Source organism: Agrobacterium sp. 5Ca50 (genome assembly GCF_055381905.1).
This window is the reverse complement of sequence record NZ_AP026438.1, coordinates 2683914-2699320: the sequence shown is the minus strand read 5'-3', so window position 1 is coordinate 2699320 and position 15407 is coordinate 2683914. Positions and strand designations below refer to the sequence as shown.

The 15407-nt window shown below is 54.9% G+C and carries 8 protein-coding genes; 1 reads left to right on the top strand and 7 read right to left on the bottom strand.

Annotation, left to right across the window (positions count from 1 at the left end; all coding sequences use genetic code 11):
- Window positions 1–9: 9 nt before the first annotated feature.
- The 6 genes from glgB to ACZ5FM_RS13075 all read right to left on the bottom strand — a co-directional run bounded on the left by glgB (window position 10) and on the right by ACZ5FM_RS13075 (window position 12969).
- Complete coding sequence (gene glgB / locus ACZ5FM_RS13100; RefSeq protein ID WP_192488075.1) at window positions 10–2217, bottom strand: 1,4-alpha-glucan branching protein GlgB; 2208 nt, start codon at window positions 2215–2217, stop codon at window positions 10–12.
- Window positions 2217–4679, bottom strand: coding sequence for a glycogen/starch/alpha-glucan phosphorylase (locus ACZ5FM_RS13095; RefSeq protein WP_464038901.1), 2463 nt, complete (start codon window positions 4677–4679; stop codon window positions 2217–2219). The genes glgB and ACZ5FM_RS13095 overlap by 1 nt, the downstream gene beginning before the upstream one ends.
- A 262-nt stretch (window positions 4680–4941) precedes the next feature.
- Window positions 4942–6192 (bottom strand): TadE/TadG family type IV pilus assembly protein, encoded by a 1251-nt coding sequence (locus ACZ5FM_RS13090; RefSeq protein ID WP_464038900.1) that lies wholly within the window; start codon window positions 6190–6192, stop codon window positions 4942–4944.
- Window positions 6193–6344: 152 nt separating this feature from the next.
- Window positions 6345–7229, bottom strand: a complete 885-nt coding sequence (locus ACZ5FM_RS13085; protein ID WP_250982235.1) for a transglutaminase family protein — start codon at window positions 7227–7229, stop codon at window positions 6345–6347.
- Window positions 7230–7235: 6 nt separating this feature from the next.
- On the bottom strand, window positions 7236–9641 hold the full coding sequence (locus tag ACZ5FM_RS13080) for a circularly permuted type 2 ATP-grasp protein (protein WP_192488078.1): 2406 nt from the start codon (window positions 9639–9641) through the stop codon (window positions 7236–7238).
- A gap of 1 nt (window position 9642) precedes the next feature.
- Window positions 9643–12969, bottom strand: a complete 3327-nt coding sequence (locus ACZ5FM_RS13075) for a transglutaminase family protein (RefSeq protein ID WP_464038899.1) — start codon at window positions 12967–12969, stop codon at window positions 9643–9645.
- 247 nt (window positions 12970–13216) lie between these two features.
- On the opposite strand from ACZ5FM_RS13075, the gene ACZ5FM_RS13070 reads away from it, so the two are divergent.
- Window positions 13217–15004 carry an ABC transporter ATP-binding protein/permease gene (locus ACZ5FM_RS13070; RefSeq protein WP_464038898.1) on the top strand — a complete coding sequence of 596 codons (1788 nt, stop codon included), beginning with the start codon at window positions 13217–13219 and terminating at the stop codon, window positions 15002–15004.
- Window positions 15005–15016: 12 nt separating this feature from the next.
- Here the strand turns inward: ACZ5FM_RS13070 and ACZ5FM_RS13065 are convergent, their stop codons facing one another.
- Entirely contained in the window at window positions 15017–15202 is a 186-nt protein-coding gene (locus ACZ5FM_RS13065; protein WP_192488081.1) for a hypothetical protein, read from the bottom strand.
- Window positions 15203–15407: the final 205 nt, after the last annotated feature.

Genomic DNA, 15407 nt, shown 5'->3' with positions numbered 1-15407 from the left:
TGTGTGCTGTCAGTTTTCTGGTTCCAGCATGATTGTGGCCAAGGGCGGCAATGTCAGCACCGCACCAATGGCCCCTCCCGCATCGACGGCTTGTACCTTGCCGCCGTTTCCTTTGCCGCTGCCGCCGTAAATCTCGGCATCGGTATTCAATATTTCGCGCCAGCGGCCAGCCGTTGGCAGCGGCACATAATAATTTTCACGGTAGACCGGGGTAAGATTGCAAATCACCGCAACCGGCTTTTCACCCGGTGCCGAACGAAGCCAGGCAAAAACAGAGTTTTCCTGATCGTCGACCACCAGCCAGTTGAAGCCTTCCGGCTCACAGTCACGGGCATGTAGTGCCGCTTTTGATCGGTAGGTCAGGTTGAGGTCGCGGACGAGGCGACGGATGCCTTCATGCATGTGATATTGCAGCAGATTCCAGTCGAGTGACTTGCTTTCACTCCACTCGCTCCACTGGGCGAATTCCTGTCCCATGAACAACAGCTTCTTGCCGGGGTAACCCCACATGAAGCCGTAATAGGCGCGCAAATTGGCAAATTTCTGCCAGTCATCTCCTGACATCTTGGCAATCAGCGACCCTTTGCCATGCACAACCTCGTCGTGAGACAGAGGAAGCACGAAGTTTTCGGTGAAAGCATAGAGAAGGCCGAAGGTCAGTTCCTGATGGTGGAATTTGCGGTGCACCGGCTCGCGTGCGAAATAGCTCAGCGTGTCGTGCATGAAACCCATGTTCCACTTGAAGCCAAAGCCGAGGCCACCTTCATGCACCGGATGCGAGACCTTGGGCCAAGAGGTGGATTCTTCGGCAATGGTCATGATGCCTGGATTGGCACCATAGGCCAGCTCGTTCATCTTTTGCAGGAAGCGTACGGAATCGAGATTTTCGCGCCCGCCATATTCATTGGGAATCCACTCGCCTTCCTTGCGGGAATAGTCGAGGTAAAGCATTGAGGCCACGGCATCGACACGAAGGCCATCCAGATGGAACTTTTCCGCCCAGTAGAGAGCGTTGTTGATGAGGTATGACATCACCTCAACGCGTCCAAAATTATAGATTGCGGTGTTCCAGTCGGGGTGCATGCCCTGACGCGGGTCGGCATGCTCGTAAAGGGCGGTGCCATCGAACTGGCGCAGGCCATGTTCGTCGGTTGGGAAGTGGGCCGGAACCCAGTCGAGGATAACGCCGAGACCAACCTTGTGGGCACCGTTTACGAAGCGGGCAAATCCTTCCGGTTCTCCAAACCGCGCCGATGGCGCAAAAAGACCGGTGGTCTGGTACCCCCAGGACGGGTCATAAGGGTGTTCGGTAATGGGCATGAACTCGATATGGGTAAAACCCATGTCGACACAGTAGGGGATGAGCTCTGCGGCCATTTCATCCCAGCTCAGCATGCCACCGTCCTTGTGCCTCCGCCACGACCCGGCATGCACCTCATAAATGCTGATTGGCTGACGGCGCTGGTCAACCTTGGCCCAGTGCTCCATATGCTCCTGATCTTCCCATTTCTGGACCAGTTCAGGTGTTGTCATAGAACCGTTTTTAGGGCGCAGTTCTGCGCGGCGGGCATAAGGGTCTGCCTTCAATGGAAGGCGGGTACCATCGGCGCCAATAATCTCGAATTTGTAAATGCAGCCGGCATAAACGTCTGGTGCAAAAATTTCCCAGATGCCGGTATCGGCGCGATTGCGCATGACATGGCGTCGGCCATCCCAATTGTTGAAATCGCCCACCACTGACACCCGCTTGGCATTTGGTGCCCAGACGGCGAAATGAAATCCTTCGACCCCTTCGAACTTGAGCGGGTGTGCACCCATCTTATCGAACAAGCGCAGATGCGATCCTTCACGGACCAGATAATCATCCATCGGACCAAGTACAGGACCGAAGCTGTAGGGGTCGGTGACTGCCCACTCCGCATCGCCACGCAGTGCACGGTATCTCAGGGCTTTCCTCGACGTCAGGCTGACCGGACCTTCGAAGAAACCGGCCGGATCGCGGCAGGTCAATTCACCCACAACGTTGCCGTCAATCGTCAGAGCCGTTACCGCTTCCGCGCCAGGAATAAAACAGCGCGCAACGAAGCCGTCCGCGACTTGATGCACGCCGAGAATTGCAAAGGGGTTGGAATGCAGACCGCCCGTTATCGCCTCGATTTCTGCTTGAGATATTTCACTCTTCTGTTTTGGATCAGGCGTATCGAGCGGTTTTTTCATCAAGCTCTCCAGATTTCTGAGGCATATTGCCGTATTGTTCTGTCGGAAGAGAACCAGCCCATACGCGCGGTATTGTAGATGGTTTTGGAGTACCAGGAAGCCGGGTCGCTCCAGATGGCGTCAACATCACGCTGGGCCTTGGAGTAAGAATCGAAATCCGCAGCAACCATGAACCAGTCATTGTTGTAAATGCCATCCATCAGACCTGCGAACCGTGAACGGTCATCCGGAGAGAACACACCGGAGGCGATTGCCGAGAGGGCTTGTGACAATTCACGCGAACTTTCAATGATGGCGCGTGGATTGTGACCATCCGCGCGGGCCTGAGCGACTTCTTCAGCTGTCTTTCCGAAGATAACAATGTTTTCGTCGCCTACATGTTCCAGCATTTCGACGTTTGCACCGTCAAGCGTGCCGATGGTGAGCGCGCCGTTGAGTGCAAACTTCATGTTGCCGGTACCGGATGCTTCCATGCCAGCGGTCGAAATCTGCTCCGACAGATCTGCGGCGGGGACCATGATTTCTGCCAGTGAAACGTTGTAATTCGGAATGAAAACAACTTTCAACAAACCGCGCACGGAAGGATCATTGTTAATGACACGAGCAATGTCGTTTGCGAGTTTGATGATCAGCTTGGCATTGTGGTAGCTCGGTGCTGCCTTGCCCGCGAAGAACTTGACGCGTGGCGCCCAGTCCAACTCCGGATGGGAGCGGATCTGGTCATACAGTGCCACCGCCTCAATGAGGTTGAGAAGCTGGCGTTTGTATTCATGGATACGCTTGATCTGGATGTCGAACATCGCCGAAGGGTCGACACGAATGCCCATGCGCTGCGCAACGAGATTGGCGAGACGCACCTTGTTCAGGCGCTTGACCTCTGCAAACTTGTCGCGGAATGCACTGTCCTGAGCGAACCCATCCAGTGCCTTTAGTTTCTCGGCATCATCAAGGAAATCGTCGCCAATAGCTTCACGCACCAACCCAGTCAGGCCCGGGTTACACTGCATCAACCAGCGCCGCGGGGTAATGCCGTTGGTCTTGTTGTTGATACGATCTGGGTAGAGCCGATGCAGGTCGGCAAATACCGTTTCCTTCATCAACTCCGTGTGCAATGCCGAAACACCGTTGACGGAATGTGAGCCGATGAAGGCAAGATTGCCCATGCGCACGCGCCGTTCGCCATTCTCATCGATCAGAGAGATCGAGCGGATTTGCTGATCTTCGACCTTCTTTTCCTTGCGCGCGGTGAACAGGATCTTGGCGTTGATCGCATAAATGATCTGCATATGGCGCGGCAAGAGACGCTCGAGCAACGGCACAGGCCAGCTTTCCAGAGCTTCCGGCAGCAGGGTGTGGTTGGTGTATGAGAATGTATTGCGGGTCAGTTCCCAGGCATCATCGAAGTCCAGGCCGTGAATGTCGGTCAGCAGACGCATCATTTCGGCAATCGAAATTGCCGGGTGGGTGTCGTTGAGCTGGATGGAGACCTTGTCCGGCAGGCTGGTAAAATCCGGGTACTGCTGGAGATGGCGGCGCAGAATGTCCTGCAGGGATGCAGACGAGAAGAAAAATTCCTGCCGCAGACGCAGTTCCTGACCGGCCGGATTGGCATCTGCCGGATAGAGAACGCGTGTCAGGCTTTCAGCCTTGTTGCTTTCACGCAGGGCGCCAATGTGATCACCAGCGTTGAACGCATCGAGAAGAATAGGGTCGATCGGCTGGGCCGACCATAGGCGCAGTGTATTGACGCGCTTGCCGCGCCAGCCAACGACCGGGGTATCGTAGGCCATGGCGATAACACGCTCGGCCGGTTTCCAGACAAAACGTTGGGCGTCATCATAACCGCCAATGGTTTCGACAGCGCCGCCGAAGCCGATTTCATAGGAACTTTCGCGCCGTTCAAACTCCCAGGGATTGCCGTGGGCGAGCCATGTTTCCGGCAGTTCGACCTGCCAGCCATCCGCCATCTGCTGGCGAAACAGGCCGTGAACGTAACGGATGCCGTAACCATAGGCCGGGATTTCAACTGTTGCCATGGATTCCATGAAGCAGGCAGCAAGGCGTCCAAGACCGCCATTGCCAAGCGCTGCGTCCGGCTCGAGCCCCGCTATGACGTCCATGTCGACACCAAGAGATGTCAGGGCATCACGAATTTCCTGCATCAGGCCAAGGTTCGAAATTGCATCGCGCATCAAGCGGCCAATCAAGAACTCAAGCGACAGGTAATAAACGCGCTTGTTGCCAGTTTTGTAAACCTTGCGGGTGGACTCCATCCACCTGTCGATTACACGGTCACGGACAACGAGAATGGTTGCGGTCAGCCAGTCATGCGGCTTGGCAACCTTGACGTCTTTGCCGATTCTGTATGTCAGGCGTTCAATGATTTCCGAAGCAAGAATTTCCGGATCGGAACTGCGCGGAGTGGGGAGAGGAAGATCGGCCGGCGAGAGGTTATTGATCATTATTTGGTCAGCACCTTGAGAGGGAGGGAGGGTCTGATTCTGTCGATCTGGCTTACACTTAGTCGAAGCAATTTATGCACCGATACGGAACCGTTGCAATAATCGTTTTAGCGAAGAATGCAGTTCGGGATGATTATTTTATTATGTCAAAAGTATAACTGCTTGTCGGCATGAGCCCGCAATTTGCGTTTTGATAAATGATCAAAACGAAAACGGCAGCGGAGATGCCGCTGCCGTAAGGTGGTTCGTGCTTTTTGTTGTATCAGTTGGTGAGACGGCTGGTCTCGTCGTTCATCTTGCGAGCGATTTCGCCGAATGCCTCAACAATTTCTTCCATGTTTTCAGGTGCGTAGTAATTTTCGGCACTCGATGCACATGTTTGTAGCAAAGACTTACCCTTGGTCGGGGCCATGAAGGCAACCGAGAAGATCTTGATGCCGTCGTTTTTGATCGTCTGGCACATGGTGCGCACGTTGGTGTCGATGGTTGTGCTCGACATTTCGCCATCAGTCATAAACACAATGTAACGTTCAAACGACGTGCTGCCATTGCCCTTGTGAGCTGCTGCTTCAGTCGCAGTCGATTTTCTCAACGCTGTATAGGCATTGTTTAGTGCGGTGTATGCGTTTGTGCCGCCTGTCGGATAGGCGGGGATGGCTTTGACGTAATCATTTGCTTTCGTTGTGCCCCAGTTCATGGCCTGCGCTGAATAGGTCGTGTCGCTGTAGCCGATGGCGCCGGTGCGAACGAGCTTCGATTCAGGCGAGCCATTCTTGACATAACTGTAGTCAGCCTTGTTGAGCGTGTCGACGAGATAGCTGACGGCGGTTTTCAGCGACGCGATCTTGTTGATGTAGCAAGGGCTGGACGTTACCTTGGATTCGCTCTGTCCCCAGTTGCTTTCGGTATAGTTGGCGCAGGACGACTTTGATTTGTCGATGGTATCCGTCTTGAACGACATTGAACCCGAACGGTCGAGAACCAGATACATCGACAAAGGCGAACCCTTGTTAATGCTGCTGACTGCGGTGCTGGTAACGCCGATGGTGACGGTCTTGGATGAAATCAGTGAGATCAGCGGGTTGAGCTGCATGCCGTAGCTCATGTTTGCAGTGATCTGGAAGTTTTTGCCGGAAACACTTTCGTCCACCTTTGCGGTGACGCTGGAGCTCTTCATCAGCTCCTCTTTTTGCTTCTTTTTCTGTTCGTCAGTGGCGTCAGGTGCGAGAAGTTTTGATACTTCGTCGGTAATAAATTCCTGTGCCTTCTTGGAGGCCTGCTCTGGTGAGAGGTTTTCGTTTTCGTGCATGAAAGCGGTGGCGGCTGCGAGGGTTGCGGCGTCTACAGCGCTCTGCAAACCCGCCTTCGTCTGCATGGCATTGGTCATTTCAAGGGCGACACCCGCGGTGGCAATCGTCACCGGAATGAGAATGGCAGTCAGGATGCCGAAGTTACCATCTTTGTTGGCAACCAGCTTATTGAGCACTGGCATTGTTTTCGAGAACACAGTCATGGTTCAGCCCCTTAATTAGTGAGGCATAAATAATTCAAGCTGTCTTCGTGAAGGCTTAAGTTGTTAGGTTAAATTTTAGCGATACTCATTTTGGTGCAAAAATAAGCTGTTATTGGCATGAAATAATGCAGGCGTGACTTGTAAAAACACACTTAAACGGCCGCGATCGGAATAACGTCAACAGCCTGTACAGTTTGTTGATTGCCGTAGCTTTTTAGAACACCAATAACTGGCGATACATCAGAGTAATCGCGTCCGTAACCAACCACGATGTGGTCATGGCCGGCATAAATATTGTTGGTAGGATCAAGTTCGATGTAGCCGGTGACCGTGCCACACCAGATCCGCACCCAGGCATGCATGGCGTCTGCGCCTTCCAGCCGCTCCTTGCCGGGGGGAGGAATGGTTCTGAGGAATCCGCTGACATATCCTGCGGGAATGCCAAGGCTGCGTAGCGCCATGATCAGCACATGCGAAAAATCCTGACACACACCACGCTTCAGCTTGAAGGCCTCGCTCGGTGTGGTGTCGACTGTCGTTGCCTTGGGGTCATAGGTAAAGTCTGTGTGGATGCGCTTGCACAGCACCTTGGCAATTTCCTGCACCGTCATGCCAGGTTTGACAGTCTCGAGCGCATAGGCATGGATGGCCTCATCCTGCGGAATGCGCGGACTGGTGCCAATCAGATGATGCGGGGATGATGCATCCAGTGACCAGTGGTTGAAAATGTCATCCGGCAGACGTGCCAGCAGCGGTGACAGATCGGCTTGCTGCGGCTGTGTTTCCACCTGCACGCGGGCCTGCATGCGAATGTCGAATTTTTCATGGGCGGCGCGCAGATAGACAGATGTTGCCGTCTGCTGGAAAAAATCCGAGAAAGACGTTCTTTCATCCGGTGTCGGGCTTACGGCCAGTGAGCCGGCGATTAGCCGCTGGCGGTTTGGCAGCGACAGAGGCATGACACGGATGATGTGACGGGCGCCGCTTGCCGGAGCGTCGTAGACATAGCCCATGTGCATGGAAAGATCATAAAGCATGACACATCAACCAAGGTAGGTTTGGGCAAGAAGATCGGACAGGCGTTCGAGGTCCTTTTCCAACTGACGGTAAAGCGCCACGTCGAGTTTCTCCGCCGTCATGACGGCAAGGCCTGAATGAATGCGCATGGCTTCGCGGTAGAAGGGCGACATCTGGCTGTTGACCAGAGCGTTGGGCAACTGTTCGACTTCGGTGCGGATTTCGTTCAGTTGGAACAGGATCGAACGCGGATTGAGCGGATCAAGCGCCAGAAGGTCAGTCACCGTCAGGCCGGCGGTATTGACGTTATAACGGCGGCGGTGGGTCATGACGCTGTCGCCGATTTCCAGCAGCATGTCGAAACTACCATCCGGTGCATCCGGACCTGTCATGTGGCCTAGCAGGCGGGTCATGTGCAGACCACGTTCAAGATAACGACCGATGGTCAAAAAACGCCAGCCGGTGAAACGATACATGTTTTCATGCACCAGACCGGCAAAGCCTGCGAGTTTGCGCAGCAAAATGGTCATGGCATGGGTGGCGTCATCGCCATGGCCAATATTGTCGTGGAAGCGACGCGCTGTCTTGGCGAGATCGTTCAGCGCCAGCCAGCCATCCGGTGAAAAACGGTCACGGATGTTGCTGGCCGAATATATGGCGCTGTTGATGTTGGCAATCAGGCTGGCGGGTACCGCCTCGCTCATTTCGATATCCGTGGTGGCGAGATATTTCGTGACATGGGCCAGCAGCGGTTGGCGCGGATCGGCAGATTCTGCGTAACGCGCATTCCAAGCGCGCAGGATACGCAACGCCCCTTCAGCCCGTTCAATGTAACGACCAAGCCAGAACAAATTGTCTGCCGCACGGCTTGGCAGGCTGCCCGGCATGTTGCGGCTGAATGTTTCCTCGGCGGGCAGCAGTGTCGTGCGCTCAACCGGCTTGTCGCTGACGATCCACACGTCCGCTGCCGTGCCACCATTTTGCATTGCAATGGCTGTCACGTCAGGGCTGCTGCCGATACGGGCAAAGCCACCCGGCATGATCTGCCAGCCATTTTGTGTGCGGGCGGCAAAAACACGCAGGCTCATCGGCCGCGGTACCAGCTTGCCGTCAACAAAGGCAGGGGTGGTGGACAGCGTCACGACTTCCTGACCGACCAGCTTGTTGCCGTCGGTGGCAAGCCATTCGCCGATGGAATCCTTTGCCGTGTCGCGCAAGGTGGCGCCCAGCACCGACTGGCCGTTATCATCAAAGAACGGCATGCGGGAATAGGCAGGGCCGATCACCATTTTTTCGATGTTACGGGCGACGTGTTCACGCTCCTGTTTCTGGCCACACCACCATGTGGCGATGGACGGCAATAGCAGGTCTTCACCGAGCATATGGCGACTGATGGTCGGCAGGAATGATAGCAGGGCGCGTGTTTCGAGAATGCCCGAACCCAGTGCGTTGACGATGGTCACAGAGCCATCACGCAGTGCCTGCACCAGACCGGGTGTACCGATGCGCGAATTCTGGTCGAGTTCCAGCGGGTCTGAATAAGAGGCATCCAGGCGCCGCCACAACACGCCAATCGGCTTCAGGCCGGCAACTGTGCGTACCATCACACGGCCGTTGACCACCGTCAGGTCTTCACCTTCCAACAGCATGAAACCGAGGTAACGAGCGATATAGGCGTGTTCGAAATAGGTCTCGTTGGCAGGGCCGGGGGTCAAAACCGCAATTCGTTCTTCCGGGTGTTTGCGGTGTGCCTGTAGCGTGTCGCGGAAAGCACCGAAGAACGAGGCCAGCCGATGCACATGGGTTTCTGCATAGATATCGGAGAAGGCGCGGGTTGTTGCCACGCGGTTTTCCAATGCAAAACCGGCTCCTGATGGAGCCTGTGTGCGATCAGCCAGCACCCACCAGTTGCCATCCGGACCACGGCCGATTTCGAAGGAACAGAAGTGCAGATAATGGCCACCTTCCGGTTTTGTGCCGACGAGGGGGCGCAAGAATTCCGGATTGGATGCAATCAGGGCAGGTGGAATATAACCTTCCTGCACCAGACGGTTCTCTCCGTAGATGTCAGCGACGACTGCTTCCAGCAGGTTGGCGCGCTGAATGAGACCGCGTGAAACGCTTTCCCATTCCTTGCCATCGATGAGGACCGGAATATGTGAAATCGGCCAACTGCGTTCGATATTGGCGCCAGATCCGTAGTCACGGTAAAAGACGCCAGCATCGCGCAGATAACGGTCGGTTCTGGCAAAACGGTCGTGCAGTTCCCTTTCGGGCATGCGCGACAGCGCCGATACCATGTGCTGCCAGACGGGGCGAATATTGCCGTTGGTATCCAGCATTTCATCGGCAATGCCCGGCAAAGCGCTATAGGCAAACAATGAATGTTTGTCTGTTTGCTTTTTGCGCTGCGATGCCGGCGTTCTTGCCAATTCAAACTCCCAGAGGGCGACGTAAATCGAGTGTCAGTGGAAATTCCGGTGAAACCGTTTCCGGCCTCAAGGGATAATTTCCTGCGGTATGGCCCCAAGGTTCGAAACGCGCAAGTCTGCGTGCCTCCGCCTCGTTACCATTGACCGGGAACGTGTCATAGTTTCGGCCACCGGGATGGGCAACATGATAGATGCAGCCACCAATCGATCTACCTGACCATGTATCATAAATGTCAAAGGTCAATGGCGCGTTGACGGGCAATACCGGGTGAAGACCGGACGATGGCTGCCAGGCCTTGAAGCGGACACCGGCAACGGCAACACCTGATTCCTCTGTCTGCTTCAACGGCACAGCCCGACCGTTGCAGGCAACGGTGTAACGCTCCGGATTTGCTGTTTCCAGACGGACTTGCAGACGTTCAACGGAGGAATCGACATAACGCACAGTGCCGCCAATTGCCCCCTGCTCACCCATCACGTGCCAAGGTTCCAGCGCCTGACGCAGTTCCAATTTCGCACCTTCATATTCCACTTCACCGAAGAACGGGAAACGGAATTCAAGCTGTGCCTTGAACCATTCAGGCTGGATATCAAAACCGTTGGCCTTCAGATCGGCCAGCACATCCATGAAGTCTTGCCAGATGAAGTGTGGCAGCATGAAACGATCCGCCAGAGCAGTACCCCAACGGACGAACTTGCCACTTGCTGGATTTTTCCAGAAGCGGGCAATCAGTGCACGCACCAGAAGCTGTTGTGCCAGCGACATGCGGGCATTTGGCGGCATTTCAAAACCACGAAACTCGACAAGTCCCAGACGGCCCGTCGGACCATCCGGCGAAAACAGCTTATCGATGCAGATCTCGGCACGGTGCGTATTGCCGGTTACGTCGGTCAGCAAGTTGCGGAACAGCCGGTCGACCAGCCAAGGCAGGGGAGGTACGCCTTCGCCGGGGGCTGGCACCTGCGCCATAGCAATTTCCAGCTCGTAAAGGCTGTCGTGCCGCGCTTCATCTATACGCGGGGCCTGACTTGTTGGGCCAATGAATAGGCCCGAAAACAGGTAGGATAACGACGGATGGCGCTGCCAGTGGAGGATCAAACTTTTCAGCAGGTCCGGGCGGCGCAGGAAGGGGCTGTCATTGGGGTTTGCACCACCAACGACCACATGGTTTCCACCGCCGGTGCCAGTGTGACGACCGTCGATCATGAACTTGTCGGCACCAAGTCTAGACTGCCGGGCGTCCTCATAAATCGACGAAGTGATGTCGACACATTCTTTCCAGCTTGATGCCGGGTGAATGTTAACCTCGATGACCCCGGGATCGGGTGCCACGCGGATAACATTTATCCGCTCGTCATGGGGGGGCGCATATCCTTCGATATGGACGGGCAGGCCAAGCGCGCTGGCCGCACTTTCTGCCGCGGCAATCAGTTCCAGATAGTCTTCAATACGCTCGACCGGCGGCATGAATACACAAAGACGACCGTCGCGCGGCTCCACAGACATTGCGGTGCGCACTGCGCCGCCCAGTTCACCGATCGACTGTTCGATGCGGTCCTGCGATATCGTTTCATCCGCATGAAAGGATGCTTCCGGCATGACGCGGCCGGTTGGTTCCGTAACCTCCGGCAATGGCCCTCTTGGAACGGATGGGTCTGCCTCGTGAATGTAGGGGTAGGCGGCAGGGGGGGCGTAAGGCAGCGTGCCAAGCGGCAGGCGATACCCGACCGGGCTGTCGCCGGGAACGAGGAAAACCCGGCCGCGCCTTGTTTTCCATTTTTCACTGATCCATCGTTGCGTCGATGCCTTGGCATTCCAAGCCTGCACCGGCAGGATGTAGCCGGTTGGCGTGGTCAATCCGCGCTCGAAAACCCGTGCAATGCGGCTTCGCTCTTCCGGGTCCTTCAGTTTTGAATTCGACGGATCGACGTTTTCGGGCAGATTGCCTTCCTTGACGATCCACTCAGCCGGATCTTCATAGGCGGGCAAAACCATGTCATTGGCAATGCCGAGATTTGTCGCAATCGTGGTCAGGAGATTTTCGGCGTCGGCCGCCGTCACGCCGGTTTCTGCGCCTTCCTGTGCCACCAGTGCCGGGTTCTGCCAGATCGGTTTTCCGTCCTTTCGCCAATAGAGCGAAAATGTCCAGCGTGGCAGGCTTTCACCGGGATACCATTTACCCTGGCCGTAATGCAGGAAACCGCCTGGGGCGAAACGTTCGCGGAGTTTGCGAATAAGGATATCAGCCTTTTCCCGTTTGGTCGGGCCAACGGCGCCGGTGTTCCATTCTTCCGCTTCAAAGTCATCGATCGAAACGAAGGTCGGTTCTCCTCCCATCGTCAGGCGAACGTCCTGTTCCTTCAGAAGTCTATCGACCTCCTCGCCAACCGCATTCAGCTTGTCCCAGCTTTCGTCGGAGAAAGGCTTGGTAATGCGGGGATGCTCTGCCACACGACGTACTTGCATATCAAAGGCAAATTCGGTGTTGGCCTGTCCGTAATAACCGCCGGAAATTGGTGCGGCGTTTCGGTAATGCGGTGTGGCTGCCAGCGGAATATGGCTTTCACCCGTCAAAAGGCCAGATGTCGGGTCCAGTCCAACCCAGCCAGCACCAGGCAGATAGACTTCTGCCCATGCGTGCAGGTCAGTGAAATCAACTTCGGTGCCGGAGGGGCCGTCGAGCGCCTTCAAATCAGGTGCCAACTGAATGAGGTAGCCAGATACGAATCGAGCAGCAAAACCCAAGTGCCGTAATATCTGCACCAGAAGCCAACTGCTGTCGCGGCATGAGCCCATTTTGGTCTGCAGAGTTTCTTCCGGCGTTTGAACGCCCGGCTCCATGCGAATGACGTAACCGGTTTCCTGCTGCAAGCGTGCATTGAGGCCGACAACCATATCCACCGTTGGCTGGCCGGGAGACCGGTCGATAGTCTGCATGTACTCGGAAAGGTAGGGACCGGTGGGTTCCGGTTTCATGTAGATCGACAGGTCTTCGCGCAGTGTCTCGGGATAATCGAAAGGCCATTTTTGGGCCTCTTCCTCAACAAAGAAGTCGAACGGGTTATAGACGGTCATATCTGCCACCAGATCGACCTCTATCTTGAACTCCGTAACCGGTTCGGGAAACACAAAACGGGCGAGGTAATTGCCGTAGGGGTCCTGCTGCAAATTCACGAAGTGATTTGCAGGTGTGACCTTGAGTGCATGGCTGATAACCCGGGTGCGGGAATGAACTGCCGGTTTTAACCTGATGATCTGAGGCCCGAGCCGGACCGGTTTGTCGTAGATGTAATGGGTTAGATGATAAATACTTGCCTTAATAGACATATTATCCTTTTTCCGGCCAAGCCGGTTATTGCGGACTTAGCCGCCCCCTCTGTTATTATCAGGATTTTGTGCAATGCACGCAAATAAAGCAAGGCGGATTATACAGGCTTTGTCATGGTTTTTCCGGGGCAGCGAAGAGTAAGCAGTTCCTTATCTTTTGGGCTTACGGTAAATAGGTCTGGCGGCTTGCGTTGCTGAGTCTCGATGATTTGGCCGTCTGCTGTGCCTTATTGTTTGGACGATACGCATGGAAAATACCCGCCAGGTTGACTTGAAACCTGATCCAGCAGCTCCATTGAATTTTGAACTTGGTTTTATGGACCAGTTGAGAATGATGGGTAATGCGTTCTGGATTTCGCCGGTCCGAAACAGGCTTCTCGCTCTTATATTCGCGCTTCTGTTCATCATCTTGGTGACTGCTTACGGGCAGGTTCGATTAAATGAGTGGTACGCGCCGTTTTATAACTCGCTTGAGCGGCGAGATATGGACGGGTTCATCCACCAGTTAGAGATTTTCACCATTATAGCCGGCACTTTATTGTTGCTGAACGTGTTTCAAACCTGGCTTAATCAGATGACCGCTCTTTATATGCGCGAAGGTCTGAGCAAGGACATGGTTCACCAGTGGCTCAAGCCGGGGCGGGCTGCCAAGCTGGCTGGTTTTGGCAGTATTGCTGTTAATCCCGATCAGCGCCTGCATGAGGATTCACGAAACCTGGCGGAAAGCAGTACGTCACTTGCCATTGGTCTGGTCAATTCCACCATATTGTTGGTTAGCTTCATCGGTGTTTTGTGGGGTCTATCAAGCGGTTTCTATCTGACCATCGGCGGATCGCAGGTGGCAATACCGGGTTACATGGTCTGGGCAGCGATGTTTTACGCCGGTTCTGCCTCGCTACTCAGCAATCTTGTCGGTCATCGTCTGGTCGGGCTGAATGCCGAACGTTACTCGAAAGAGGCGGAGCTACGGTTTTCGCTGATGCGCGCCAATGAAAACATGACCGCAATTACACTGGCGCGGGGGGAGCGAAACGAACGGGCTAGGCTTGGCGTTGACATCAATTCCGTACTTTCCGTGATCCGTGGTCTAGCGATGGCACTAACGCATCTGACCTGGGTGTCCTCGGGGTACGGTTGGCTGGCGATTGTCGCGCCAATCTTGATTGCCGCTCCAGTGTATTTCTCCGGCAATCTGACCTTTGGCGGATTGATGATGGCGGTTGGTGCCTTCAACCAGGTCAACAATGCCCTGCGCTGGTACATAGATAATTTTGGTGCCATTGCCAGCTGGAAGGCGACACTGCTGCGTGTCTCGGCATTCCGTAATGCGCTTTTGCAAATGGACGCCGTGGAAAAGCAAGGCGCGACGATCGACTTCGAAGTCGATCCCGCCGCCAAGTCGATTATCCTGTCTAATGTGATGATTTGCGGCGAAGCCGGTGCAAAGCAGGTGGTACGTGGTTTCCGCCTGAAGGAAGAGTTTGTCGAGTTGCAAGCTGGCGAGCATTTGCTGGTCAATGGCGATCAGGGCGTGAACAGGCGTCTGTTGTTTGCTGCCATGGGCGGGCTCTGGCTGTGGGGGCAGGGACGTATTTCCGTGCCGCCGCTTGAAGACGCGCTGCTAATGCCGCAACGCGGTTACATTCCGGTCGCACCACTGCGGGAGATTCTGTCCTACCCGCATTCTCCGGCAGTCTTCAACGACGAGGAGTGCTCCGAGGTCCTGACACTCTGTGGGCTGGAGGAGTTGGTGCCGCGTCTTGATGAAAATGCCCGTTGGGACAAGAAGCTCGATACGGATGCCCAGATGTGCCTGCGGGTGGCGAATGCCATTCTCTTGCAGCCGCGCTGGCTCATTCTTGATGATATTCTGGAAGGGCTCGAGCCGAACACGCAAAACCTGCTTGCCGACGCGTTGTTAACGCTGAAAGACAGTGCGGTGATCTATTTTGGGCGCTCTGAAACATTCCTCAACAAGTTTGCTCCGACCGTCGTGCATCTTGAGGCACTGCCGACCAACGGAAATGGCCAATGAGGAAAGCGGATATTACAGCCGCAGCTGCCATTTGTCTGTTGTCAGAAGATAAGGATTGTCCTGTCGTGCAGGGATTGGCTCTCTCAAAAGCGCGCCAATCGTGACCGCAGTCAAAAACAAAGCAGAAATGATGCATGCTGCAAGAAACCTGTCGTCACGCTTCTGCATGACGTTATTGCCAGTCCAGTCGTACGCCATTTAGCACCTCGTATATGAGCTGATACTGGCCGATCATGGTTAATGATCCGTCTATGTCGCATTATGAAACCTATGGAAATTCACCAAATGTGTCTGACGCATCACCCGTGCATAACAGGGTTGCAGCACTGTGGGGCAGCTTGCTCTTGGCGGCCGTCCCTTGCTTTTGTTAAGCAAGGGGTGGGAGGCTCTTGAATGAAGGTAT

What these genes read in the sequence shown, in the direction of transcription:
- ACZ5FM_RS13070 (WP_464038898.1), top strand. Translation starts at nt 13,217, where the DNA reads ATGGAAAATACCCGCCAGGTTGACTTGAAACCTGATCCAGCAGCTCCA.
- ACZ5FM_RS13095 (WP_464038901.1), bottom strand. Translation starts at nt 4,679, where the DNA reads ATGATCAATAACCTCTCGCCGGCCGATCTTCCTCTCCCCACTCCGCGC.
- ACZ5FM_RS13090 (WP_464038900.1), bottom strand. Translation starts at nt 6,192, where the DNA reads ATGACTGTGTTCTCGAAAACAATGCCAGTGCTCAATAAGCTGGTTGCC.
- glgB (WP_192488075.1), bottom strand. Translation starts at nt 2,217, where the DNA reads ATGAAAAAACCGCTCGATACGCCTGATCCAAAACAGAAGAGTGAAATA.
- ACZ5FM_RS13065 (WP_192488081.1), bottom strand. Translation starts at nt 15,202, where the DNA reads ATGGCGTACGACTGGACTGGCAATAACGTCATGCAGAAGCGTGACGAC.
- ACZ5FM_RS13085 (WP_250982235.1), bottom strand. Translation starts at nt 7,229, where the DNA reads ATGCTTTATGATCTTTCCATGCACATGGGCTATGTCTACGACGCTCCG.
- ACZ5FM_RS13075 (WP_464038899.1), bottom strand. Translation starts at nt 12,969, where the DNA reads ATGTCTATTAAGGCAAGTATTTATCATCTAACCCATTACATCTACGAC.